15 protein-coding genes and 1 tRNA gene are annotated in these 18,378 nt (G+C 67.9%); 7 read left to right on the forward strand and 9 right to left on the reverse strand.

Annotated elements, in window-relative coordinates:
- The first annotated feature begins 5 nt into the window (after positions 1 to 5).
- Positions 6 to 407, forward strand: a complete 402-nt coding sequence (locus tag M9M90_RS10215; RefSeq protein ID WP_254837050.1) for an iron-sulfur cluster assembly accessory protein — start codon at positions 6 to 8, stop codon at positions 405 to 407.
- On the opposite strand, the gene M9M90_RS10220 is transcribed toward M9M90_RS10215, so the two are convergent.
- From M9M90_RS10220 to parE, 4 genes are all read right to left on the reverse strand, one after another.
- Complete coding sequence (locus tag M9M90_RS10220) at positions 404 to 1,207, reverse strand: enoyl-CoA hydratase/isomerase (RefSeq protein WP_254837051.1); 804 nt, start codon at positions 1,205 to 1,207, stop codon at positions 404 to 406. The genes M9M90_RS10215 and M9M90_RS10220 overlap by 4 nt on opposite strands.
- A 74-nt stretch (positions 1,208 to 1,281) precedes the next feature.
- Complete coding sequence (locus tag M9M90_RS10225) at positions 1,282 to 2,337, reverse strand: GGDEF domain-containing protein (RefSeq protein ID WP_254837052.1); 1,056 nt, start codon at positions 2,335 to 2,337, stop codon at positions 1,282 to 1,284.
- A 112-nt stretch (positions 2,338 to 2,449) separates the two neighbouring features.
- Entirely contained in the window at positions 2,450 to 4,120 is a 1,671-nt protein-coding gene (locus tag M9M90_RS10230) for a DEAD/DEAH box helicase (protein WP_254837053.1), read from the reverse strand.
- A gap of 159 nt (positions 4,121 to 4,279) precedes the next feature.
- Positions 4,280 to 6,319 (reverse strand): DNA topoisomerase IV subunit B, encoded by a 2,040-nt coding sequence (parE, locus tag M9M90_RS10235; RefSeq protein ID WP_254837054.1) that lies wholly within the window; start codon positions 6,317 to 6,319, stop codon positions 4,280 to 4,282.
- Between the two features lie 108 nt (positions 6,320 to 6,427).
- On the opposite strand from parE, the gene M9M90_RS10240 reads away from it, so the two are divergent.
- Positions 6,428 to 7,432, forward strand: coding sequence for a Gfo/Idh/MocA family protein (locus M9M90_RS10240; protein WP_254837055.1), 1,005 nt, complete (start codon positions 6,428 to 6,430; stop codon positions 7,430 to 7,432).
- Between the two features lie 74 nt (positions 7,433 to 7,506).
- Here the strand turns inward: M9M90_RS10240 and M9M90_RS10245 are convergent, their stop codons facing one another.
- The 3 genes from M9M90_RS10245 to M9M90_RS10255 all read right to left on the reverse strand — a co-directional run bounded on the left by M9M90_RS10245 (position 7,507) and on the right by M9M90_RS10255 (position 11,814).
- Positions 7,507 to 9,843 carry an acylase gene (locus tag M9M90_RS10245; protein WP_254837056.1) on the reverse strand — a complete coding sequence of 779 codons (2,337 nt, stop codon included), beginning with the start codon at positions 9,841 to 9,843 and terminating at the stop codon, positions 7,507 to 7,509.
- A 185-nt stretch (positions 9,844 to 10,028) separates the two neighbouring features.
- On the reverse strand, positions 10,029 to 11,438 hold the full coding sequence (gene glnA / locus M9M90_RS10250) for a type I glutamate--ammonia ligase (RefSeq protein WP_254837057.1): 1,410 nt from the start codon (positions 11,436 to 11,438) through the stop codon (positions 10,029 to 10,031).
- A 37-nt stretch (positions 11,439 to 11,475) separates the two neighbouring features.
- Positions 11,476 to 11,814, reverse strand: coding sequence for a P-II family nitrogen regulator (locus M9M90_RS10255; RefSeq protein ID WP_254837058.1), 339 nt, complete (start codon positions 11,812 to 11,814; stop codon positions 11,476 to 11,478).
- 234 nt (positions 11,815 to 12,048) lie between these two features.
- Here M9M90_RS10255 and M9M90_RS10260 point away from each other — a divergent pair, with 234 nt between their 5' ends.
- Genes M9M90_RS10260 through M9M90_RS10270 form a run of 3 tightly spaced genes read left to right on the forward strand, consistent with a single transcriptional unit; the run spans position 12,049 to position 15,628 of the window.
- Positions 12,049 to 13,587: an acetyl-CoA acetyltransferase gene (locus M9M90_RS10260; protein ID WP_254837059.1), complete on the forward strand. Its 1,539-nt coding sequence runs from the start codon at positions 12,049 to 12,051 to the stop codon at positions 13,585 to 13,587.
- Positions 13,588 to 13,591: 4 nt separating this feature from the next.
- The gene (locus M9M90_RS10265) at positions 13,592 to 14,161 is read left to right on the forward strand and encodes a histidine phosphatase family protein (RefSeq protein ID WP_254837060.1); all 570 of its coding nucleotides are present in this window, start codon (positions 13,592 to 13,594) and stop codon (positions 14,159 to 14,161) included.
- Positions 14,162 to 14,182: 21 nt separating this feature from the next.
- The gene (locus M9M90_RS10270; protein WP_254837061.1) at positions 14,183 to 15,628 is read left to right on the forward strand and encodes an NAD(P)H-hydrate dehydratase; all 1,446 of its coding nucleotides are present in this window, start codon (positions 14,183 to 14,185) and stop codon (positions 15,626 to 15,628) included.
- A gap of 41 nt (positions 15,629 to 15,669) precedes the next feature.
- Here M9M90_RS10270 and M9M90_RS10275 read toward each other — a convergent pair.
- Positions 15,670 to 15,754 (reverse strand) — tRNA-Leu (locus M9M90_RS10275).
- A 219-nt stretch (positions 15,755 to 15,973) separates the two neighbouring features.
- On the opposite strand from M9M90_RS10275, the gene tig reads away from it, so the two are divergent.
- Both tig and M9M90_RS10285 read left to right on the forward strand, forming a co-directional pair.
- Entirely contained in the window at positions 15,974 to 17,332 is a 1,359-nt protein-coding gene (gene tig / locus M9M90_RS10280; RefSeq protein ID WP_305885144.1) for a trigger factor, read from the forward strand.
- Between the two features lie 163 nt (positions 17,333 to 17,495).
- On the forward strand, positions 17,496 to 18,110 hold the full coding sequence (locus M9M90_RS10285; protein ID WP_254837063.1) for an ATP-dependent Clp protease proteolytic subunit: 615 nt from the start codon (positions 17,496 to 17,498) through the stop codon (positions 18,108 to 18,110).
- A gap of 10 nt (positions 18,111 to 18,120) precedes the next feature.
- Here the strand turns inward: M9M90_RS10285 and M9M90_RS10290 are convergent, their stop codons facing one another.
- Positions 18,121 to 18,378: a hypothetical protein gene (locus tag M9M90_RS10290; RefSeq protein ID WP_254837064.1), complete on the reverse strand. Its 258-nt coding sequence runs from the start codon at positions 18,376 to 18,378 to the stop codon at positions 18,121 to 18,123.

The following is an 18,378-nucleotide window of genomic DNA, read 5'->3' on the forward strand; positions in this document are numbered from 1 at the left end:
AGCACATGACCGACCTGAACCTCACCGCCGCCCCTCGCGCCCGCCGCCCTCGGCCCAAGGTGGTCACCCTGACCGACGCCGCCGCGGCGCGCGTGCGGGAGATCATGGGCAAGGCGGAGAAGCCCTATGCGGGGCTAAGGGTGGGTGTGAAAAACGGCGGTTGTGCAGGTTCCGAGTACATCATCGAGTATGCCGAGGCCGCCGGGCCGCTCGACGAGGTGGTCGAGGACAAGGGCGTCACCATACTGATCGAGCCCAAGGCGATCCTGTTCCTGATCGGCACCGTGATCGACTACGAGGCCAACAAGCTCTCGGCCAAGTTCGTGTTCAAGAACCCCAACGAGACCGACGCCTGCGGTTGCGGCGAGAGCGTCACGATCCAGCCGGCCGCCGAGACCGACGTCTAGCGGCCCTTGAACTCGGCGGGGCGCTTCTGCAGGAAGGCCAGCACGCCCTCGCGGCTGTCCTCGGTGCGTCCGGCGAACTTTTGGGCCATCCGCTCGGCGTGGATCTGCTCGGCCCATGCCTCGTCCAGGCTGTCCCAGATCAGCTTGCGGGTGGCGCCCAGCGACTTGGGACCGGTGGCCAACGCCTTGGCCAGTTCCATGGCCGTGTCCATCAGCTGATCGTCGGGGACGCAGCGATTTATCAGGCCCCACTCCAACGCGGTCTTGGCCGGCAGGCGCTCGCCGAGCAGGGCCATCTCCATGGCCCGCGCCTTGCCGATCAGGCGAGGCAGGAGGTAGGTCGAGCCGCCGTCCGGCACCAGGCCGATGCGGCGGAAGGCTTGCATGAAATAGGCGCTCTCTGCGGCCACGATGATGTCGCCCATCAGGGCCAACGAACAGCCGACTCCGGCCGCCACCCCGTTCACCGCCGTGACGATGGGGACCGGGAAGTCGCGGATCGAACTCACAAATGGGTTGTAGACGCTCTCCAGCGCCGCCCCGGCGTCGGGGCCCTCGGGATCGGGCGTCTCGGAGCCCACGCCCCCTGCGCGTCCCGAGAGGTTGGCGCCGGAGCAGAAGCCGCGGCCTTCGCCGGTCAGCACCACGCAGCGCACCGAGGCGTCCGCCGCCATAGCCTTGAACGCTTCTCCGAGCTCGGCCATCAGGTCGAGACCGGCGGCGTTCAGGGTGGCGGGGTCCGTGAGGGTGACGACGCCAATGCCGTCAGCGACCGATGTCTTGAGCTTGGAATAGGCCACGGCGTCCTCCGAATGCGATGTCGGCGCATTCTAAGCGGCCATACCCTCACGTCATGCTAGCGGAAATCAGACCCCTAGGCGGCGTCGGCGACGATCTCTGCGTTGGTCACCAGGTTCCGGCCCGACCGCTTTGAGGCGTAGAGAGCGGTGTCGGACCGCTCCATCAGGCTATGGGCGCTCTCGCCGCGGCGCAGCTGGGCGACGCCGGCCGAGACGGTCACGGCGCCCAGATCGTCGTTGGTCGAGCGGCGCTTCAGGATCCGCGACGAGACCTCTTCACGGATCTCCTCCAGCACCAGGGCCGCCGCGTCGGCAGTCTCGCGCGGGAAGATCAGGGCGAATTCCTCGCCGCCGTAGCGGGCGGCGAAGCGGGGTGGGGCGCCGACGCGGCCGATGACGCTGGCGACGTAGCGGATCACCTGGTCGCCGGTCTGGTGGCCCCAGGTGTCGTTGAAGTTCTTGAAGTGGTCGATGTCGATGACCGCCAGAGTCACGGTGTGGCCGTCGGCGTCGGCCTCCGCGCAGGCGCGCTCCAACTCCTCGTCGAAGGCCTTGCGGTTGGCGAGCTGGGTCAGGCCGTCTGTGGTGGCGTCCCGACGGACCTGTTCCAGGTGCTCGCGCAGGCGAGCGACCTCGGTGGTCGACTCGGCCAGGCGCTTTTCCAGCGACTTGTTCTCGCGCTGCACGCGCTTGGTCGCTGAGGCCAGGGTGTCGACCATGGCCTTCAGTTCTTCGGGCTGGCGATCGGCGGCGAGGGAGGTCGAAGCGCTGGCCAGGGTCTGGCCATAGGCCTCGCTCGACTTCTGGGCGCTCTCGATAGCGCGGCTGACCGAGATCAGCTCCTTGCTGAGCGCGTCACCGGCGTCGCGGATCTGTTCGGTGAGTTTGGCCTTCGGGAGGTAGGCCGCGGCCAGTTCATCGGCCAGATGATCGGTGAAGGCCTCGCCGACCGAAATCAGGCGGGTGATCTCGCGGCCCAGCTCGCTGTCTGGCTCCGCCACGAAGTGGGTCCAGAGCTCGAAATTGACCGGGGTCGGCCAGACCTGATGGGCCTCCATCGCCTCCACAACTTCGCGCGCCAGGGCGTATGCCCCCGGTCCCCGTAGCTTGTTGTCGATATTGGCGGACATTCTTCCCGTTCCCCGATTCTGGAGATCGGCGTTTTGCCAGATTCCCCAAACTGGAACGAGACCCTAGACCCCAGAGTCGAATGAGGCGTTAAGGCTGAACGATCCCGTCGAATTATTCGTCGACGGGAGGAAGCCGGGGCGGGGCGCGCATCAGGAAGGCCGGCGTGTCGGAGCCGAACCCCACCACGCCGCGATCCTCGGGATCGTCGCGACGGGGGCGGTCGTCGCGGCTCTCGCGACGCGGACGCTCTTCGCGTTCGTTGCGGCGGGGCCGCTCCGGGCGCTCGGCGCGGGCAGGCCGCTCGGCGCGTTCCGGACGTTCCTCGCGCGCGGGGCGATCTTCACGCGCCGGGCGTTCCTCGCGGAGGGCCGGGGCGGGTGCGGCCTCGGGCTGCTGCGCCTCGACCTGCGGCTTGCGCGCGCGGCTGCGCGGCGGCGGGGCCTGGGTCTCCTCGGTGACCGGGGCGACCATCGGAGACGTGATCGGCTCCATGGACGCGGTCTGGCCGTGGGGGGCGTGGGGACGGCTGCGCTGTTCGCCGCGCGGGGCGCGATCGCGCGAGCTGCTGCGCTCACGACCACCGCCGCCGCGTTCGCGGCCGCCACGGCCTTCGGCGCGGCGCTCGTCCTTGATGGCGGCGAAGTCGACGCCTTCCAGCACGACTTCCTCGGGATCCTTGCCGATCAGCTTCAGAACCTTCGCGATGTTCTGGGAGTCGGCGGGGGTGACGATCATGTAGGCCTTGCCGCTGCGGCCGGCCCGGCCGGTGCGGCCGATCCGGTGCACATAGTCGTCGGCGTGGTGCGGGACGTCATAGTTGAAGACGTGGCTGACGTCGGGAACGTCCAGGCCGCGGGCGGCGACGTCGGAGGCGCAGAGGAGCTTCAGCTCCCCCTTGCGGAAGGCCTCCAGGGTGCGCATCCGCGTGGCTTGGTCCAGGTCGCCGTGGATGGGGGCTGCGTCCAGGCCGTGGGCCTTCAGCGACTTGGCGACGATATCGACCTCGGACTTGCGGTTGCAGAAGACGATGCCGTTGCGCACGTCATCCGCGCCGATCAGCATCCGCAGGGCGGTGCGCTTGGCCTTCGGGTCGGAGGTCGGCAGCCGCACGACGTACTGGGAGATGGTCTCCGCCGTCGTGGCCGGCCGCGTGGCCTCGATCCGCACCGGATCGTTCAGGAACTGCTTGGTGAGCCGGGTGATTTCCGGGGGCATGGTGGCCGAGAAGAACAGGGTCTGCTTCTTGGCCGGGGTCAGCTTGAAGATGCGCTCGATGTCGGGGATGAACCCCATGTCCAGCATGCGGTCGGCTTCGTCGACCACCATGATCTGCACGCCGGTCATCAGCAGCTTGCCGCGCTCGAAGTGGTCGAGCAGGCGGCCGGGGGTGGCGATCAGCACGTCGACGCCGCGGTCGAGCTTCAGCTCCTGGTCGCCGAAGGACACGCCGCCGATCAGCAGCGCCCAGGAGAGCTTCTGCTTCTGGCCCTTGGCGTACTTCTCGAAGGAGGCGGAGACCTGATCGGCCAGTTCGCGGGTGGGCGCGATGACCAGGGCGCGCGGCATGCGCGCCTTGGAGCGGCCGGCGGCCAGCCGGTCGATCATCGGCAGGGTGAAGGCGGCCGTCTTGCCGGTGCCGGTCTGGGCGATGCCCAGCACATCGCGGCCCTGCAGGGCGACGGGGATGGCCTCGGCCTGGATCGGTGTAGCGGTGGTGTAGCCGGTGTCGGCCACGGCCTTCAAAGTCGCGGGCGATAAGCCCAGTTCGGAAAATTCAGTCATTCAATTGCAAGTGGGGCGGATGGCCCGCCCGAAGGGGAGCACAAGCCGCGGCGGCGCGGACGGCGATCGTCGCGCGCGGCGGAAGATACGGTCTGCCGCCTTCAAGTCAAACGCGTTCTGTCACTTATGGTTCAAGGGGCCGAACATTGTCGGCGTCGGCTAGACGTCCAGATCGCCCGTGACGAACTCGGCGTTCTCCTGGATGAAGCGGAAACGCGACTCCGGTTTACGGCCCATCAGCGCCTCGACCAGCTCCTCCACCGCCTCCTCGGCGCGGGGCAGGGTGACCCGCGCCAGGGTCCGGCGCTTGGGGTCCATGGTGGTTTCCTTGAGCTGGGCGGGCATCATCTCGCCCAGGCCCTTGAAGCGGCCGATCTCCGGCTTCTTGCCCTTGAACTCGGTGGCCAGCAGCTCCTCGCGATGGGCGTCGTCGCGGGCATAGATGATTTTGCCGCCGTGGCTCAGGCGATAGAGCGGGGGCAGGGCCAGATAGAGTCGGCCCGATCGGATCAGGTTGGGCATGGTCCGGTAGAAGAAGGTGATCAGCAGCGAGGCGATGTGGGCGCCGTCGACGTCGGCGTCGGTCATGATCACCACGCGCTCGTAGCGCAGGTCCTCTTCCTTGAACTTCGCCCCGCCCTGAACGCCGAGCGCCAGCATCAGGTCGGTGAGCTCCTTGTTGGCGAACATCTTGTCCAGGGACGCCGAGGCGACGTTCAGGATCTTGCCGCGCAGGGGCAGGATCGCCTGGGTGCGGCGGTCGCGGGCCTGCTTGGCCGAGCCGCCGGCGCTGTCGCCCTCGACCAGGAAGATCTCGGTGCCGTCGGTAGCCTGGCCCGAACAGTCGGCCAGCTTGCCTGGCAACCGCAGCTTGCGCGTGGCCGAGGCGCGCGCGACTTCCTTGTCGCGGCGGCGCTTCAGCCGTTCCTCGGCGCGCTCGATGACGAATTCCAACAGGGCGCTGGCGACCTTGGGCTGGGCGGTCAGCCAGTGGTCGAACGGATCGCGCAGGGCGTTCTCGACCAGCTTCTGGGCGTCGGCCGACGACAGGCGCTCCTTGGTCTGGCCCTGAAATTCGGGATTGCGCACGAAGACGCTGATCAGGGCGCCGGCCTGGGCCACCACGTCCTCGGCGGTCAGGATGCCGCCGCGCTTCTCGCCGGTGAGTTCCGCATAGGCCTTGAGGCCGCGGACCAGGGCCGCGCGCAGGCCGGCCTCATGGGTCCCACCCTCGGGCGTCGGCACGGTGTTGCAGTAGGACTGCATGAAGCCGTCGGCCTCGCCGAACCCGGCCGGGGTCCAGGCGAGCGCCCATTCCACCGCACCGCCCTCGGCCTTGCGCTCGATGCGCCCGGCGAACGGCTCCGGCGTCACGGTCTCGATGCCCTTGACCCGCTCGGCCAGGAAGTCGGCCAAGCCGTTGGGGAACCGGAAGGTCGCTTCTGCCGGGGTCTGGTCGTGGATGCGCGAGGGATCGCAGCTCCAGCGGATCTCGACTCCGCCGAACAGATAGGCCTTGGACCTCGCCATCCTGTAGAGGCGGGCCGGCTTGAAGGCCGCGCCCTCGCCGAAAATCGTCGCATCCGGCAGGAAGCTGATCGCCGTGCCCTTCTTGCGTGTTGGCGCGCCCTTCGCGATCGGGCCGAGCGGTTTGCCGCGGCTGAAGGCCTGGCGCCACTCGAAGCCGTCCTTCCAGGCGGTGACCTCCACATGTTCGGAGAGCGCATTGACCACCGAGACGCCGACCCCGTGCAGGCCGCCGGAGGTCTCGTAGGCCTTGCCAGAGAATTTCCCGCCCGAGTGCAGGACGGTCATGATCACTTCCAGGGCCGACTTGCCCGGATGCTTCGGGTGCGGGTCGACCGGGATGCCGCGGCCGTCGTCCTTGACGCTGAGCGTGCCGTCGGCCTCCAGCCGCACCTCGATCACTTTGGCGTGGCCGGCGACGGCCTCGTCCATGGCGTTGTCCAGCACCTCGGCGAACAGATGGTGCAGGGCGCGCTCGTCCGTGCCGCCGATGTACATGCCCGGGCGCTTGCGAACCGGTTCCAGCCCCTCCAGCACCTCGATGTCCTTGGCCGAATAGCCGCCGGTGACGGCGGGATCGGCGCGCGGCTCATGGCTTTCGGCCAGCGGAGCGGCCGGCGCCGGGTTCAGGGCGTCGTCGAACAGGGATGCTTGGGGAAGGGCCTTGGACATGAGACCTGAAAGTGGAACGATTCGAGACCGCACCATATGAATCGCGGCCTGGGCCATGGCAATGCACGCCAGGGGGCCGTGTCGTCACAGGCTGTGGAGGAAAGGGAGATGGGCGCCGGACAGGCAAGACCACTGCGGATCGGCATTCTCGGCGCGGCGCGGATCGCGCCCCCGGCCCTGATCGCGCCCGCCACTGCGACCGGCGCGGCCCAGGTGGTGGCCGTGGCCGCCCGCGACCAGGCGCGGGCCACGGCCTACGCCATCGAGCACGCCATCCCCATCGCCCTGGACAGCTACGAGGCCCTGATCGCCCACCCGGAGGTCGAGGCGATCTACAACGCCCTGCCGCCGTCACGGCACGCAGACCTGACCATCGCCGCGCTCAAGGTCGGTAAGCCGGTGTTGTGCGAGAAGCCGTTCGCGCTCAATGCGGCCGAGGCCCGCGCCATGACCGACGCCGCCCGGGCGGCGGGTCTCGTGCTCATGGAAGCCTTCCACTACCGCTACCACCCGCTGTTCGCCCGGGTGCTGGAGATCTGCGCCAGCGGCGAGATCGGCGCGGTGCGCCGCATGGAGGCGGTGTTCACCACCTCCATCGCCGAGACCGGCGACGAACTGCGCTACGTTTCGGCCCTGGGCGGCGGCGCCCTGATGGACCTCGGGACCTATTGCCTGCACTGGGCGCGGACGGTGGCCGGCGCCGAGCCGCTCGGCGCCCAGGCGGAGTCGGTGCTGGGGGCCTCGGGCGTAGACATCTCCACCCACGCCATCCTGAACTTCCCGGGCGGGGTGATCGCCGAGCTGACCTGCGACATGGCCGGCCCGGTTCGCGCGAGCCTGGAGATCACCGGACTGGAGGGAAGCCTGAAGGTGATCAATCCGCTCGCGCCGCAGATGGGCCACATGTTGGAGGTCACACGGGAAGGCGAGGGTGGCCGGCGCGAGACCGTGACCCGCGATCCCACCTACGACTTCCAGCTCCGCGCTTTCGTCGCCGCGGTCCGGGGCGGGCTCCCGCCGCTCACCGGCGGCGCAGACGCCGTCGCCCAGATGACCGCCATGGACGCGATCAAGGCCGCCGCGCGCCTGGGCGGCCTCAAGACCTTGAACTAGCGTGGCGCGGCGAGGGCCCAGGTTCGCGGTGGTCGAATGGGGGCGCCATGGAGTCCGTCGCCCGACCTGATCGTCTATTCCGAAAGCTTCAGCGCCGGCCCGATCATATCGGCGGCGACGTCGGCCTTGTGGAAGGGCAGCCTATGCCAGCCCTTCTTCGAATACAGTTCGGTCTGGTCGGCGTGGTGCGGCGAGGCCGGATCGGTGGACTGTGAATAGGACAGCACCGCGTCGGCCACCGGGCCCTTTTCGTCGAAGGTCACCACCTGGATGTAGCTGGAGCCGTGATAGGGCACGTAGCCGCCCACAGCCGGCACGAACCGCGACTGCTGGGCGTTGAGGACGCCGGCTGTTCCTTCCCCGCCGTGCACCGGGATCCTACGCTCGCCGCGGACAGCGAAATGGACGGAGCCATAGGGCGCGTCCAGCGCAAGCTTCTGGCGGTCCATCAGCTCCACGGCGGCGGCCAGGGCTTGGGCGAGCTTGGCGGCGCTGTCGGCGTCGGATTTCAGGCCGCGCGGGGTGTTGACGGGATCAGCGGCGTCGAAGGGCGTGGCGAACAGGGTCGGGTTGCGTTCGGCCAGGCGCCAGAACTCGACGAACAGCATGGCGCCGACGCTGTCGTTGTCCATCCGCCGGTCCCATCCGGCGAGGATGGCGCAGGCCGGGGCAAGGTCGACGGTCTTGCCGGCCGCCGTGGTCACGGTCGGGGCGCCCGCGCAGGCCTTCAGCGCGTCGTCCAGGAAGAGGTCGGCGGCCAGGTTGCGGTTCCAGAACAGCATGGTCTTGACCCTCTCCACGTCGAAGGTCCTGCCCTCCAGGCCGTCCACGCCGGCCAGGCGGCGCTCAATCTCCACGATGCCGGACCGGGTCCGCAGACCCTGGGCGGTGGCGGTCGGACCGATCAACGGGGAGAAGGCGGGCAGGGGAGCCTTGGGATTGGCCAGCCAGTAGCTGTCATTGCTGTTGGCGACGTAGTCGGTGCGGATCGCCGAGGGCATGGCGTTCCCCGGCATGAGACCGGGCGCGACGGTCCCGGCCGCCACGTCCCAGTCACAGGCCGCGCGAGAGCCATCCAGGACATAGATGCGGCCGGCGGCGAGGGCGGCGAGGGCGGCGGCCGGGGCGCTGGGCGCGCACGCCTTCAGCTTCTCGGCCGAGACGTTCGGCGTGGCGGTGATGTCGGCATAGAGGGCGTCGCCGTGGCGATCGGCGGCGATTGTGTTCACCCAGGGGATGCCCAGGGTTCTGGTGGCGATCGCCCTGATCTCCCCCACCGACTTCGCGCGGGTGATGGCCAGCCAGGTGTCGCCGGAACGAAGGTTGGACCTGTTGGCGTCCCTGATCGCGTAGGCGGTCTGGGCGCTCCAGCCGAGCCCCGCCTGAGGCACGACCACCACCGCGCCGTATTGGGTGGAGTAGTAGCGGCGGGTCTGCGGGCCGGTCGGAGTCTCGACCGTCACATCCTTGCGGGTCATTCTCCGGCGCTTGCCGTCGACCAGGTAGGCGGTCGGATCGGCCGGATCGAGCGCCAACTCGAACAGGGTGAAGTGGCGGTCGGTGGAGACCGTGTGGGTCCAGGCCACATCCTTGTTGAACCCGATCGACATGCCCGGCGCCCCGGCGATGGTTACGCCCATGACGTCGGTCTCGCCGGGAATGGTCAGGTGCAGCTCGTAAAACCGGTTGGTGGTCTCCCAAGGGAAGTGGGGATTGCCCAGCAGCAGGCCCGACCGGTTGGCCGTGACCTCGCGGCCGAACGCCCACCCGTTGCTCCCAAGGCCGAAAGTCTCCGCGGGCTCGGGTAGGCCGAGCGCCGCCAGGGACTTGGGCGCCGCGGCGCCGGGCGGAGCCGCCGCATTGGTCTGGCGTAGCCAGGCTCCGCCGCTGGCCTGGATCATCCGCTCCTCGTTGAGGCGCAGCATGTCGTCGATGCCGATCGGCCGCACCCAGTCCTTGCCGCGGCAGGGTTCGGGCAGCTTGTCGCGCGGCGTGTCGCGCAGGAATCGGTTGTAGCCGGCCACATAGCCGGTCACGAGCTCACGATAGTTCTTGCTGGATCGCGCGAAGGCCGCGCGCAGGGGCGCGATGTCGAGGGCGGCCTTGAAGAAGAAGTCGCTCTCCAGGTTCTTGATGTCGGCGAAGGCGACCGTGGTCACCCCGTCCACACCGAAATGCCGGGACCGCTCGCCGATCACGGTGACGATCTTGTCGGCGATCAGGCAGACATTGTCCTGGGCGAATGCGTAGGCCTGGCCGTAGCCCAGGCCGCCGTAGTCGGCCGCGGTGACGTGCGGGATGCCGTACCTGGTGCGGACGACCTCGACCTCGTAGCGCGCCGCCTCGGCGGCGCCGGCCAAGCCTGCGGTCAGCACGAGCGCAACCGCCGTCGAATTGCGGATCATCTTCATGGCGTTTCCCCTTGGCGGCGTTCGAGATCGTCGCGCAGTGGGGCGATGACGGCTATTCGAACGCCGTCCGTCAACGGTGAAGCCTCAGGATCGGATTGCGTCCTGCGGGACATAGGCGTCAGCCGTCACGAAAAAGGGCCGCGGATTGCTCCGCGGCCCTTCGCCGTCGCTTCAGGAGAAGCAGCTTAGCACTTGTAGTACATGTCGAATTCAACCGGGTGAGGGTGGAGGGCGAGGCGCATGACCTCTTCCATCTTCAGCTCGATATAGGCGTCGATGAAGTCGTCGTTCATCACGCCGCCGGCCTTCAGGAAGCCGCGGTCCTTGTCCAGGTTCTCAAGGGCTTCCTTGAGCGAGCCGCAGACTTCCGGGATCTTCTTCTGTTCGCGGGGCGGCAGGTCGTAGAGGTTCTTGTCGGCCGGCGCGCCCGGATCGATCTGGTTGATGATGCCGTCGATGCCGGCCATCAGCAGGGCGGTGAAGGTGAGGTACGGGTTGCCCATCGGATCCGGGAAGCGGGCTTCGAGGCGCTTGCCCTTGGGGCTGTCCACGTGCGGGATGCGGATGGAGGCCGAGCGGTTGCGGGCCGAATAGGCCAGCTTCACCGGGGCTTCGTAGCCGGGCACCAGGCGCTTGTAGGAGTTGGTGGTCGAGTTCGCGAAGGCGTTGATCGCCTTGGCGTGCTTGATGATGCCGCCGATGTACCACAGGCACATTTGCGACAGGCCGGCGTACTTGTCGCCGGCGAACAGCGGCTTGCCGTCGCCCCAGATCGACTGGTGGACGTGCATGCCCGACCCGTTGTCGGCGAACATCGGCTTGGCCATGAAGGTCGCCGTCTTGCCGTAGGCCGCGGCCACGTTGTGGATCACGTACTTGTAGAGCTGCAGGCGGTCGGCCATGACGATCATGGTGTCGAACTTCAGGCCGAGCTCGTGCTGGGCCGGCGCCACCTCGTGGTGGTGCTTTTCCGGCTTCATGCCCAGTTCGCCCATGACCGCCAGCATTTCGCCGCGCAGGTCCTGGCCCGAGTCGACCGGGTTCACCGGGAAGTAGCCGCCCTTAGGCCCGGGCCGGTGGCCCATATTGCCTTCGGGATAGGCCTTGCTCGTGTTCACCGGCAGTTCGCTGGCGTCGTATGAGTAGCCGGTATTGTGCGGGTCGGTGGACCACTTCACGTCGTCGAAGATGAAGAACTCGGCTTCCGGGCCAAAGAACACGGTGTCGCCGATGCCCGAGGCCTTAACGAAGTTCAGCGCCGCCTTGGCAATGGAGCGCGGGTCACGATCGTAGGGGGTGCCGGTGTCCGGGTTCACCACGTCGCAGAACAGGCAGAGCGTGGTCTGCTGGTAGAAGGGGTCGATGATCGCGGTCGACAGGTCCGGCCGCAGCTTCATGTCGCTTTCGTTGATCGCCTTCCAGCCGGCGATCGACGAACCGTCGAACATCGTGCCGTCGGTCAGGAAGTCCTCGTCGACCAGGTCGATGTCGAAGGTCACGTGCTGCATCTTCCCGCGAATGTCGGTGAAGCGCACGTCGACGTATTTCACGTCCTTCTCTTTGATCTGGTCCAGAATGTCCTTGGCGGTCGCCATTACAATATCCCCTTGAAGTAAGTCTCGATGAGTTCGTCTAGACGGCCGCGGCGCCGGTCTCGCCGGTGCGGATCCGCAGCACGTCGGTAATTTCCGACACGAAGATCTTGCCGTCCCCGATGCGGCCAGTCCGGGCTGCGCCCACGATCGCCTCCAGGGCCGGATCGAGCTGGTCGTCGGCCACGACCACCTCGATTTTGATCTTCGGCAGGAAGTCGACCACGTATTCGGCGCCCCGATAGAGTTCGGTATGACCCTTCTGGCGGCCGTAGCCCTTGGCCTCCAGGACGGTCATGCCCTGCACGCCGAGTTCCTGAAGGGCTTCCTTCACCTCGTCCAGCTTGAACGGCTTGATGATGGCTTCGATCTTCTTCATGGCTCGACTTCACTCGCACGCACACCGCCCCGGGGCGGCCGGGGTTACGAGCATGCTCCTATGGCCGACGACAAGGGCAAGCCCGGCTTGCCTGACGCTACGGCGGTTATGCCAAGATCATTGCCTGAAAAATAGGCGACAGGCGCCCACAATTCGACCACGGGGCAAATCGCCTTGTGAGCGGCGCGCGGGCGCCTAGGATCGCCGCCAACCAGGCCCGGGAGGGGCTCGAAAATGGACGCCAGGACGCCGGTTCTCATCGGAGCAGGTCAATTCACCTATCGAGGCGAACCGGGCGAGTCGCCGTCGCCGACCGCTTTGCTGAAGATTGCGGCGGAACGCGCGGCGGAAGATGCCGGACTGCCGGCTGGAGCCCTGGCCGGGATCGACACCCTGGCCGTGGTCGGCTTCACGATCGACGCCCCGGGCGGCGCGCGCGTGGTCCCGCACTCGACCAATCCGCCGGCGACCCTGGCCAGGTGGCTCGGGGCCACTCCGCGTCACGCGATCTATTCCCACATGGGCGGCAACAGCCCCCAGCAAATGATCAATCTCGTCGCCGAGCGCATCGCCAAGGGGCAGACGGAGTTCGCCCTGGTGGTCGGCTGCGAGTTCCTGGGTTCGGCCACCAAGCGTCTGCAACGCGGTCTGGGCTTCGACAACTGGGACGATGTCGAGGACGACCTGCCGCCTCCCGACCGGGTCGGCGACCCGCGCAATGGGGTCACGCCCTACGAGGCCGCGCACGGCCTGGCGCGGCCCATCAACTGCTATCCCCTGTTCGAGAACGCTCTGCGCGCCCGCGACGGCCGTTCAATTCCCGATCACCAGAAGCGGCTTGGGGAGCTGTTCGCGCCCTTCACCAAGGTTGCGGCGAAGAACCCCGAGGCGTGGTTCCCGGTGGAGCGCTCGGCCGAAGAGCTGGTCACCGTCACCGACCGCAACCGGATGGTGGGCTTCCCCTATCCCAAGTACCTCAACGCCATCATGGAGGTGGACCAGTCGGCCGGGGTCATCGTCACCAGCCTGGCCAAGGCCCGGGCGCTGGGCGTGGCTGAGGATCGCCTCGTCTACCTGCACGGTTGCGCCGACGCGTGCGACCTCTGGTATCCCACCGACCGCCAGAACTTCCATTCCAGTCCGGCCATGCGCCTGACCGGCAAGCGGGCCCTGGAGATGGCCGGGATCGGCCTGGACGACATCGGGCACATCGACCTCTATTCCTGCTTCCCGGTGGCGGTGGAGATCGGCGCGGAGGAACTGGGCCTGGCGCTAGATGATCCGCGCGGCCTGACGGTGACCGGCGGCCTGCCGTACATGGGCGGGCCCGGCAACAACTACGCCATGCACTCCATCGCCGTGATGATGCAGCGGCTGCGGGACGACCCGGGGTCCTATGGCCTGGTCACCGCCAACGGCTGGTACCTGACAAAGCAGTCGACGGGGATCTATTCGACCCGGCCGCTGAAGGGCGCCTTCGAGCGCCAGGACCCCAAGGTGATCCAGGACCAGATCGACGCCTTGCCGCACCCGGCCGTCATAGAAAGACCGAAAGGTGCGGCTACGATCGAAACCTTCACGGTCGTCCACGGCCGCGAGGGCTATATGATGGGCATCGTGGTCGGCCGGGATTCCGAGGGCCGCCGCTTCGTCGCCAACACCCCGACCGACGCGGCGACGCTGTCCGGTCTGGAGGCGACCGAGGCGGTCGGACGCAAGGGGACAGTCGGCCGCTCCGACGACGACGCCCGCAACATATTCTTTCCGGATTGATTTGATGTCGCGACTCTACCTGATCCGCCACGGCAAGCCCGCCTCCACCTGGGGCGAGGCCGACGAAGACCCGGGACTGGACGAGGCGGGGAGGGCCCAGGCGGAGGCCGCCCGGGACTTCCTCCTGTCCCTGCCGCCGGCCGATCGGCCCAGCCGGGTGGTGTCCTCGCCCTTGCGCCGCTGCCGAGAGACGGCGCACCCCACCGCCGAGGCGCTTGGCGTCGATGTGGAGATCGATCCTTCGGTGGGCGAGATCCCGACGCCCAAGGCCCTGTCGGCGGCCGAGCGGCCGGCCTGGCTGCGGGGGGTGTTCCAGGGCAGGTGGAAGGACGTGGTTGGCGATCTCGACTACGACGCCTGGCGACGCGAGATCGTCGCCTCGCTGCAGGCGCGGGGCGACACGGCAGTGTTCTCTCACTATGTGGCGATCAATGCGGTGATGTCGCAACTGGAGGAGGATGAGCGCGTCCTGGTCTTCCGACCCGACCACGCCTCGATCTCCACCCTCGAAACCGACGGGGCCAGCTTGACCCTGGTGGCCAAGGGGCGCGAAGCCTCCACCGGGGTTCTCTAACAGTCTTCCGGGAGATCGGTGTTGGCGGCGCGCAAGATCCATACGGTGGCCGAGATCGCCGCCGCCGACCGCGCCGCCATCGCGGCGGGAACGCCGGGCCAGGAGTTGATGGAGCGGGCGGGGGCCGCGGTCGCCGACGCCATCGTCGAACGCTTTTCCCTGCGGCCGGTCGCCGTTCTATGCGGGCCGGGCAACAACGGCGGCGACGGCTATGTGGTCGCCCGCCTGCTGAAGGAACGCGGCTGGCCGGTGGAGGTGCGCGCCCTGGCTCCGCCCGAAACAGCGGACGCCAAGTTCGCGGCGGCGCGGTGGGACGGGCCTGTCGCACCGTTCGACGCCCCGCTCGAGGCGCGGCTGTTCGTCGACGCCTTGTTCGGAGCCGGCCTGTCACGTCCGATGAACGGCGAAGCGGCGGCCGTGGCCTCACGCCTGGCCGATCGGCCCGAGAGCGTCGTGGCCATCGATGTCCCGAGCGGGGTGCCGGGCGATACGGGCCGGCCGCAGGGCGCGGCGGTCTGCGCCGGCCTGACCGTGACCTTCCACGCCAAGAAGCTGGCCCACGTGCTGGAGCCCGGCCACAGCCTGTGCGGCGAGGTGATCGTCGCCGACATCGGGCTGACCGAGATGGCCGGCGACCTGGTCGAGAACGGTCCGGAGCTATGGCTGCCGGTCTTTCCCTGGCCGGGCCCGGGTTCGCACAAGCACGCGCGCGGGCGGCTGGTGGTCGTCTCCGGCGAGGCGTGGAGCACGGGCGCGGCGCGGCTGGCGGCGCGGGGCGGCCTGCGGATCGGGGCGGGCCTGGTGACCCTGCTGTCGCCGTCAGAGGCGGTGGCGGTCAACGCCGCCCATCTGGAGGCGGTCATGCTCCGGCCTTTCGACACCGAGGCGGAGCTGGAGCAACTCGCCGCCGACGTGGACGCCGCGATCATCGGGCCGGCCGCGGGGGTCAGCGAAGCCACCCTGATGAACGTCCTGGCCCTGGCGCGCACCGGCGCGGCCCTGATCCTCGACGCCGACGCTATCACCGTGTTCCGTGACGATCCCGAGGAGCTCTTCTCGGTGTTGGATGTGGACGACGTTCTCACCCCCCATCCGGGGGAGTTCGACCGCCTGTTCCCCGGCCTGCTCAGGGACTCACCGGAGCGGATCGCAGCGGCCCGGCGCGCCGCGGCGCGGGCCGACGCCATCGTCCTGTTGAAGGGGCCCGACACGGTGATCGCCGCGCCGGACGGTCGAGTGGCGGTCAATACCAATGGCTCGCCATGGCTGGCCACCGCCGGGTCGGGGGACGTCCTGGCGGGGCTGATCGGCGGTCTGATCGCCCAGGGCATGGGCAGTTTCGAGGCCGCCTGCGCGGGCGCCTGGATCCACGCCGAGGCCGCCGACTCCCATGGCCCCGGCCTGATCGCCGAGGACCTTCCGGGCCTGGTTCCCGGGGTGCTGCGTCGGCTTTACGACACCCGATGAACCCGCCGCCTTGGATCTGATCGGAGCCTGGACGGCTGCGATGGTGCGGGCGAGAGGACTCGAACCTCCACGCCTTGCGGCGCTGGAACCTAAATCCAGTGCGTCTACCAATTCCGCCACGCCCGCGTTCCAGGCGCCGGATAAGCATTTGCCGGCCGCAATGGCAAGGCGGAGCGGCTCACGGCCGGTCCGCGCGCCGCCCGTCTTTGGACTTGGAGCCGCAGGGTTGCCATGACATAAGAGCGCCCGCTCGCCGCCGCTTGTTCGGCGGCGATTGTCCTTTCATCTCAGGGCGGATCTGACGGCGCGCGTGACGCGCCTCACTCCGGAAGTTCAAGAATGTCGATGCAGATCGTTGAAAAGTCCGGCGAAGGCCTGAGCAAGGTTTTTGGCGTGACCGTTCCCGTGGCGGACCTCAATGAGCGCCTGGAGGCGCGGATCACCGAGATCACGCCCACGCTCAACATCAAGGGCTTCCGCCCGGGCAAGGTGCCGGCCGCCCACGTGCGCCGCCTGCACGGCAAGGCCTTGATGGCCGAGGTGGTCCAACAGGCCATCAACGAGTCCAGCCAGAAGGTGCTGACCGACAACAACCTGCGCCCCGCGGGCGAGCCGGACCTGAAGCCGGAAGGCGACTTCGAGAAGGTGATCGAAGGCGCGGCCGACCTGGCCTACGAACTGGCCATCGAGGTGATGCCCGAGTTCGAGCCGACCGACCTCACCAAGATCTCCCTGAAGCGCCCGGTCTATGAGCCGACCGACAAGGAAGTGGACGAGGCGCTCGACGAACTGGCCAAGCAGAACCGCACCTATGAGCCGCGTACCGGCAAGTCGGTGAAGGCCAAGAAGGACGACCAGGTCGTCATCGACTTCATCGGCCGCATCGACGGCGTGGCCTTCGAGGGCGGCACGGGCTCCGACACCGACCTGGTGCTGGGTTCGGGCAGCTTCATCCCCGGCTTCGAGGACCAGCTGATCGGCGCCAAGGCCGGCGACGTGGTCACCGTGAAGGTGGCGTTCCCGGCGGACTACCAGGCCGCCCAGCTGGCCGGCAAGGATGCGGAGTTCGAGACCACCGTCAAAGAGGTCAAGGCTCCGGTCGACGCCAAGGCCGACGACGCCATGGCCGAGCGCCTGGGCGTCGAGAGCCTCGAGAAGCTCAAGGAATTGCTGAAGACCAACCTCGAGAGCCAGTACGCCGGCGCCTCGCGCTTCAAGCTGAAGCGCGCCCTGCTCGACATCCTGGACGAGAAGCACGACTTCCCGCTGCCGCCGAAGATGGTCGAGGCCGAGTTCGCGTCCATCTGGCAACAGGTGCAGCAGGACAAGGACCGTGGCGGCCTGCCGCCGGAAGACGCCGAAAAGACCGACGACCAGCTGCAGGGCGAGTATCGCAAGATCGCCGAGCGTCGCGTCCGCCTCGGACTGGTGCTGGCCGAGATCGGCCGGACCAACAATGTCCAGGTGACCAACGAGGAGATGCAGAACGCCGCCGTCCAGGAGGCCCGCCGCTATGGGGCCCAGGCGCAGCAGATTTTCGACATGTTCATGAAGGACCAGAACTTCCAGGCCCAGCTCCGAGCCCCGATCTTCGAGGACAAGGTCGTCGACCTGATCGTCGGCCAGGCCAAGGTGAAGGACCAGAAGGTCTCCAAGGAAGAGCTGCTGAAGGAAGACGACATGCCCGAGGGCTATGGCGCCTAGCACCGCCGCGGCCGGCTTTCCGCACGATCAGATCCCTCCCCGGTCCGGGGAGGGATTTTCTTTAGGACCATTGGTCACCTTGCAACGGCCCCTCCGCCACGCGATATCGGAGGGGAACGCGGCCCTGCCCGCAGAGTCGCATCATTCGAGAGAGGCTTCCTTTATGCGTGACCCGCAAATCACCGCGCTGAATCTCGTTCCGATGGTGGTGGAGCAGACCAGTCGCGGCGAGCGCGCTTTCGACATCTTCTCCCGCCTCCTGAAGGAACGGGTGATCTTCCTGAACGGTCCGGTCGAGGACGGCATGTCGGCGCTCATCTGCGCCCAGCTCCTGTACCTCGAGGCCGAGAACCCGAAGAAGGAGATCCAGATGTACATCAACTCCCCCGGGGGAGTGGTGACGTCCGGCCTCGCGATCTACGACACCATGCAATACATCAAGTCGCCGGTGGTGACCCTGTGCATGGGCATGGCCGCCTCGATGGGTTCGTTCCTGCTGATGGCCGGCGCCAAGGATCATCGGATCAGCCTGCCCAACGCCCGGATCATGGTTCACCAGCCCTCGGGCGGCTATTCCGGCAAGGCCTCGGACATCGAGCGCCACGCCGAGGACATCATCAAGACCAAGCGCCGCCTGAACGAGATCTACGCCAAGCACACCGGTCGGACATTCGAGGAGGTCGAGGAGAAGCTCGACCGCGACACCTTCATGACCGCCGAGGAGGCCAAGGAGTGGGGCCTCGTCGACCACGTTTACGAGACGCGCGCCGAAGACTGACCGGCCCGACCTAGCTGAGACGCTGCGATGCGGCCGTGAAGAGTGCTTCACGGCCGTTTTCGTGCGTCACCTCGAAGCGATCGAAGTCGTCGCCCGCGGCGTTGCGTATATCGGCGAAGAGGCCGGTCGGGTCCTCGTGGAAATGCAGGAATGCCTTGGACTTGCGGTAGAAGACGCCTCGCGACTTCTCGGTCAGGCCGGGCAGGGCGCGCAGCCGGGCGAGCAGGGGCTCCAGGGCGTCCAGGGCAGCCTGGCCCGCGTGCCGCAT

Origin of the sequence: Phenylobacterium sp. LH3H17, from assembly GCF_024298925.1 — a bacterium.
GTDB lineage: Bacteria > Pseudomonadota > Alphaproteobacteria > Caulobacterales > Caulobacteraceae > Phenylobacterium.

What these genes read in the sequence shown, in the direction of transcription:
- M9M90_RS10215 (WP_254837050.1), top strand. Translation starts at nt 6, where the DNA reads ATGACCGACCTGAACCTCACCGCCGCCCCTCGCGCCCGCCGCCCTCGG.
- M9M90_RS10225 (WP_254837052.1), bottom strand. Translation starts at nt 2,337, where the DNA reads ATGTCCGCCAATATCGACAACAAGCTACGGGGACCGGGGGCATACGCC.
- M9M90_RS10230 (WP_254837053.1), bottom strand. Translation starts at nt 4,120, where the DNA reads ATGACTGAATTTTCCGAACTGGGCTTATCGCCCGCGACTTTGAAGGCC.
- parE (WP_254837054.1), bottom strand. Translation starts at nt 6,319, where the DNA reads ATGTCCAAGGCCCTTCCCCAAGCATCCCTGTTCGACGACGCCCTGAAC.
- M9M90_RS10240 (WP_254837055.1), top strand. Translation starts at nt 6,428, where the DNA reads ATGGGCGCCGGACAGGCAAGACCACTGCGGATCGGCATTCTCGGCGCG.
- M9M90_RS10245 (WP_254837056.1), bottom strand. Translation starts at nt 9,843, where the DNA reads ATGAAGATGATCCGCAATTCGACGGCGGTTGCGCTCGTGCTGACCGCA.
- glnA (WP_254837057.1), bottom strand. Translation starts at nt 11,438, where the DNA reads ATGGCGACCGCCAAGGACATTCTGGACCAGATCAAAGAGAAGGACGTG.
- M9M90_RS10255 (WP_254837058.1), bottom strand. Translation starts at nt 11,814, where the DNA reads ATGAAGAAGATCGAAGCCATCATCAAGCCGTTCAAGCTGGACGAGGTG.
- M9M90_RS10260 (WP_254837059.1), top strand. Translation starts at nt 12,049, where the DNA reads ATGGACGCCAGGACGCCGGTTCTCATCGGAGCAGGTCAATTCACCTAT.
- M9M90_RS10265 (WP_254837060.1), top strand. Translation starts at nt 13,592, where the DNA reads ATGTCGCGACTCTACCTGATCCGCCACGGCAAGCCCGCCTCCACCTGG.
- tig (WP_305885144.1), top strand. Translation starts at nt 15,974, where the DNA reads ATGCAGATCGTTGAAAAGTCCGGCGAAGGCCTGAGCAAGGTTTTTGGC.
- M9M90_RS10285 (WP_254837063.1), top strand. Translation starts at nt 17,496, where the DNA reads ATGCGTGACCCGCAAATCACCGCGCTGAATCTCGTTCCGATGGTGGTG.
- M9M90_RS10290 (WP_254837064.1), bottom strand. Translation starts at nt 18,378, where the DNA reads ATGCGGCACGCGGGCCAGGCTGCCCTGGACGCCCTGGAGCCCCTGCTC.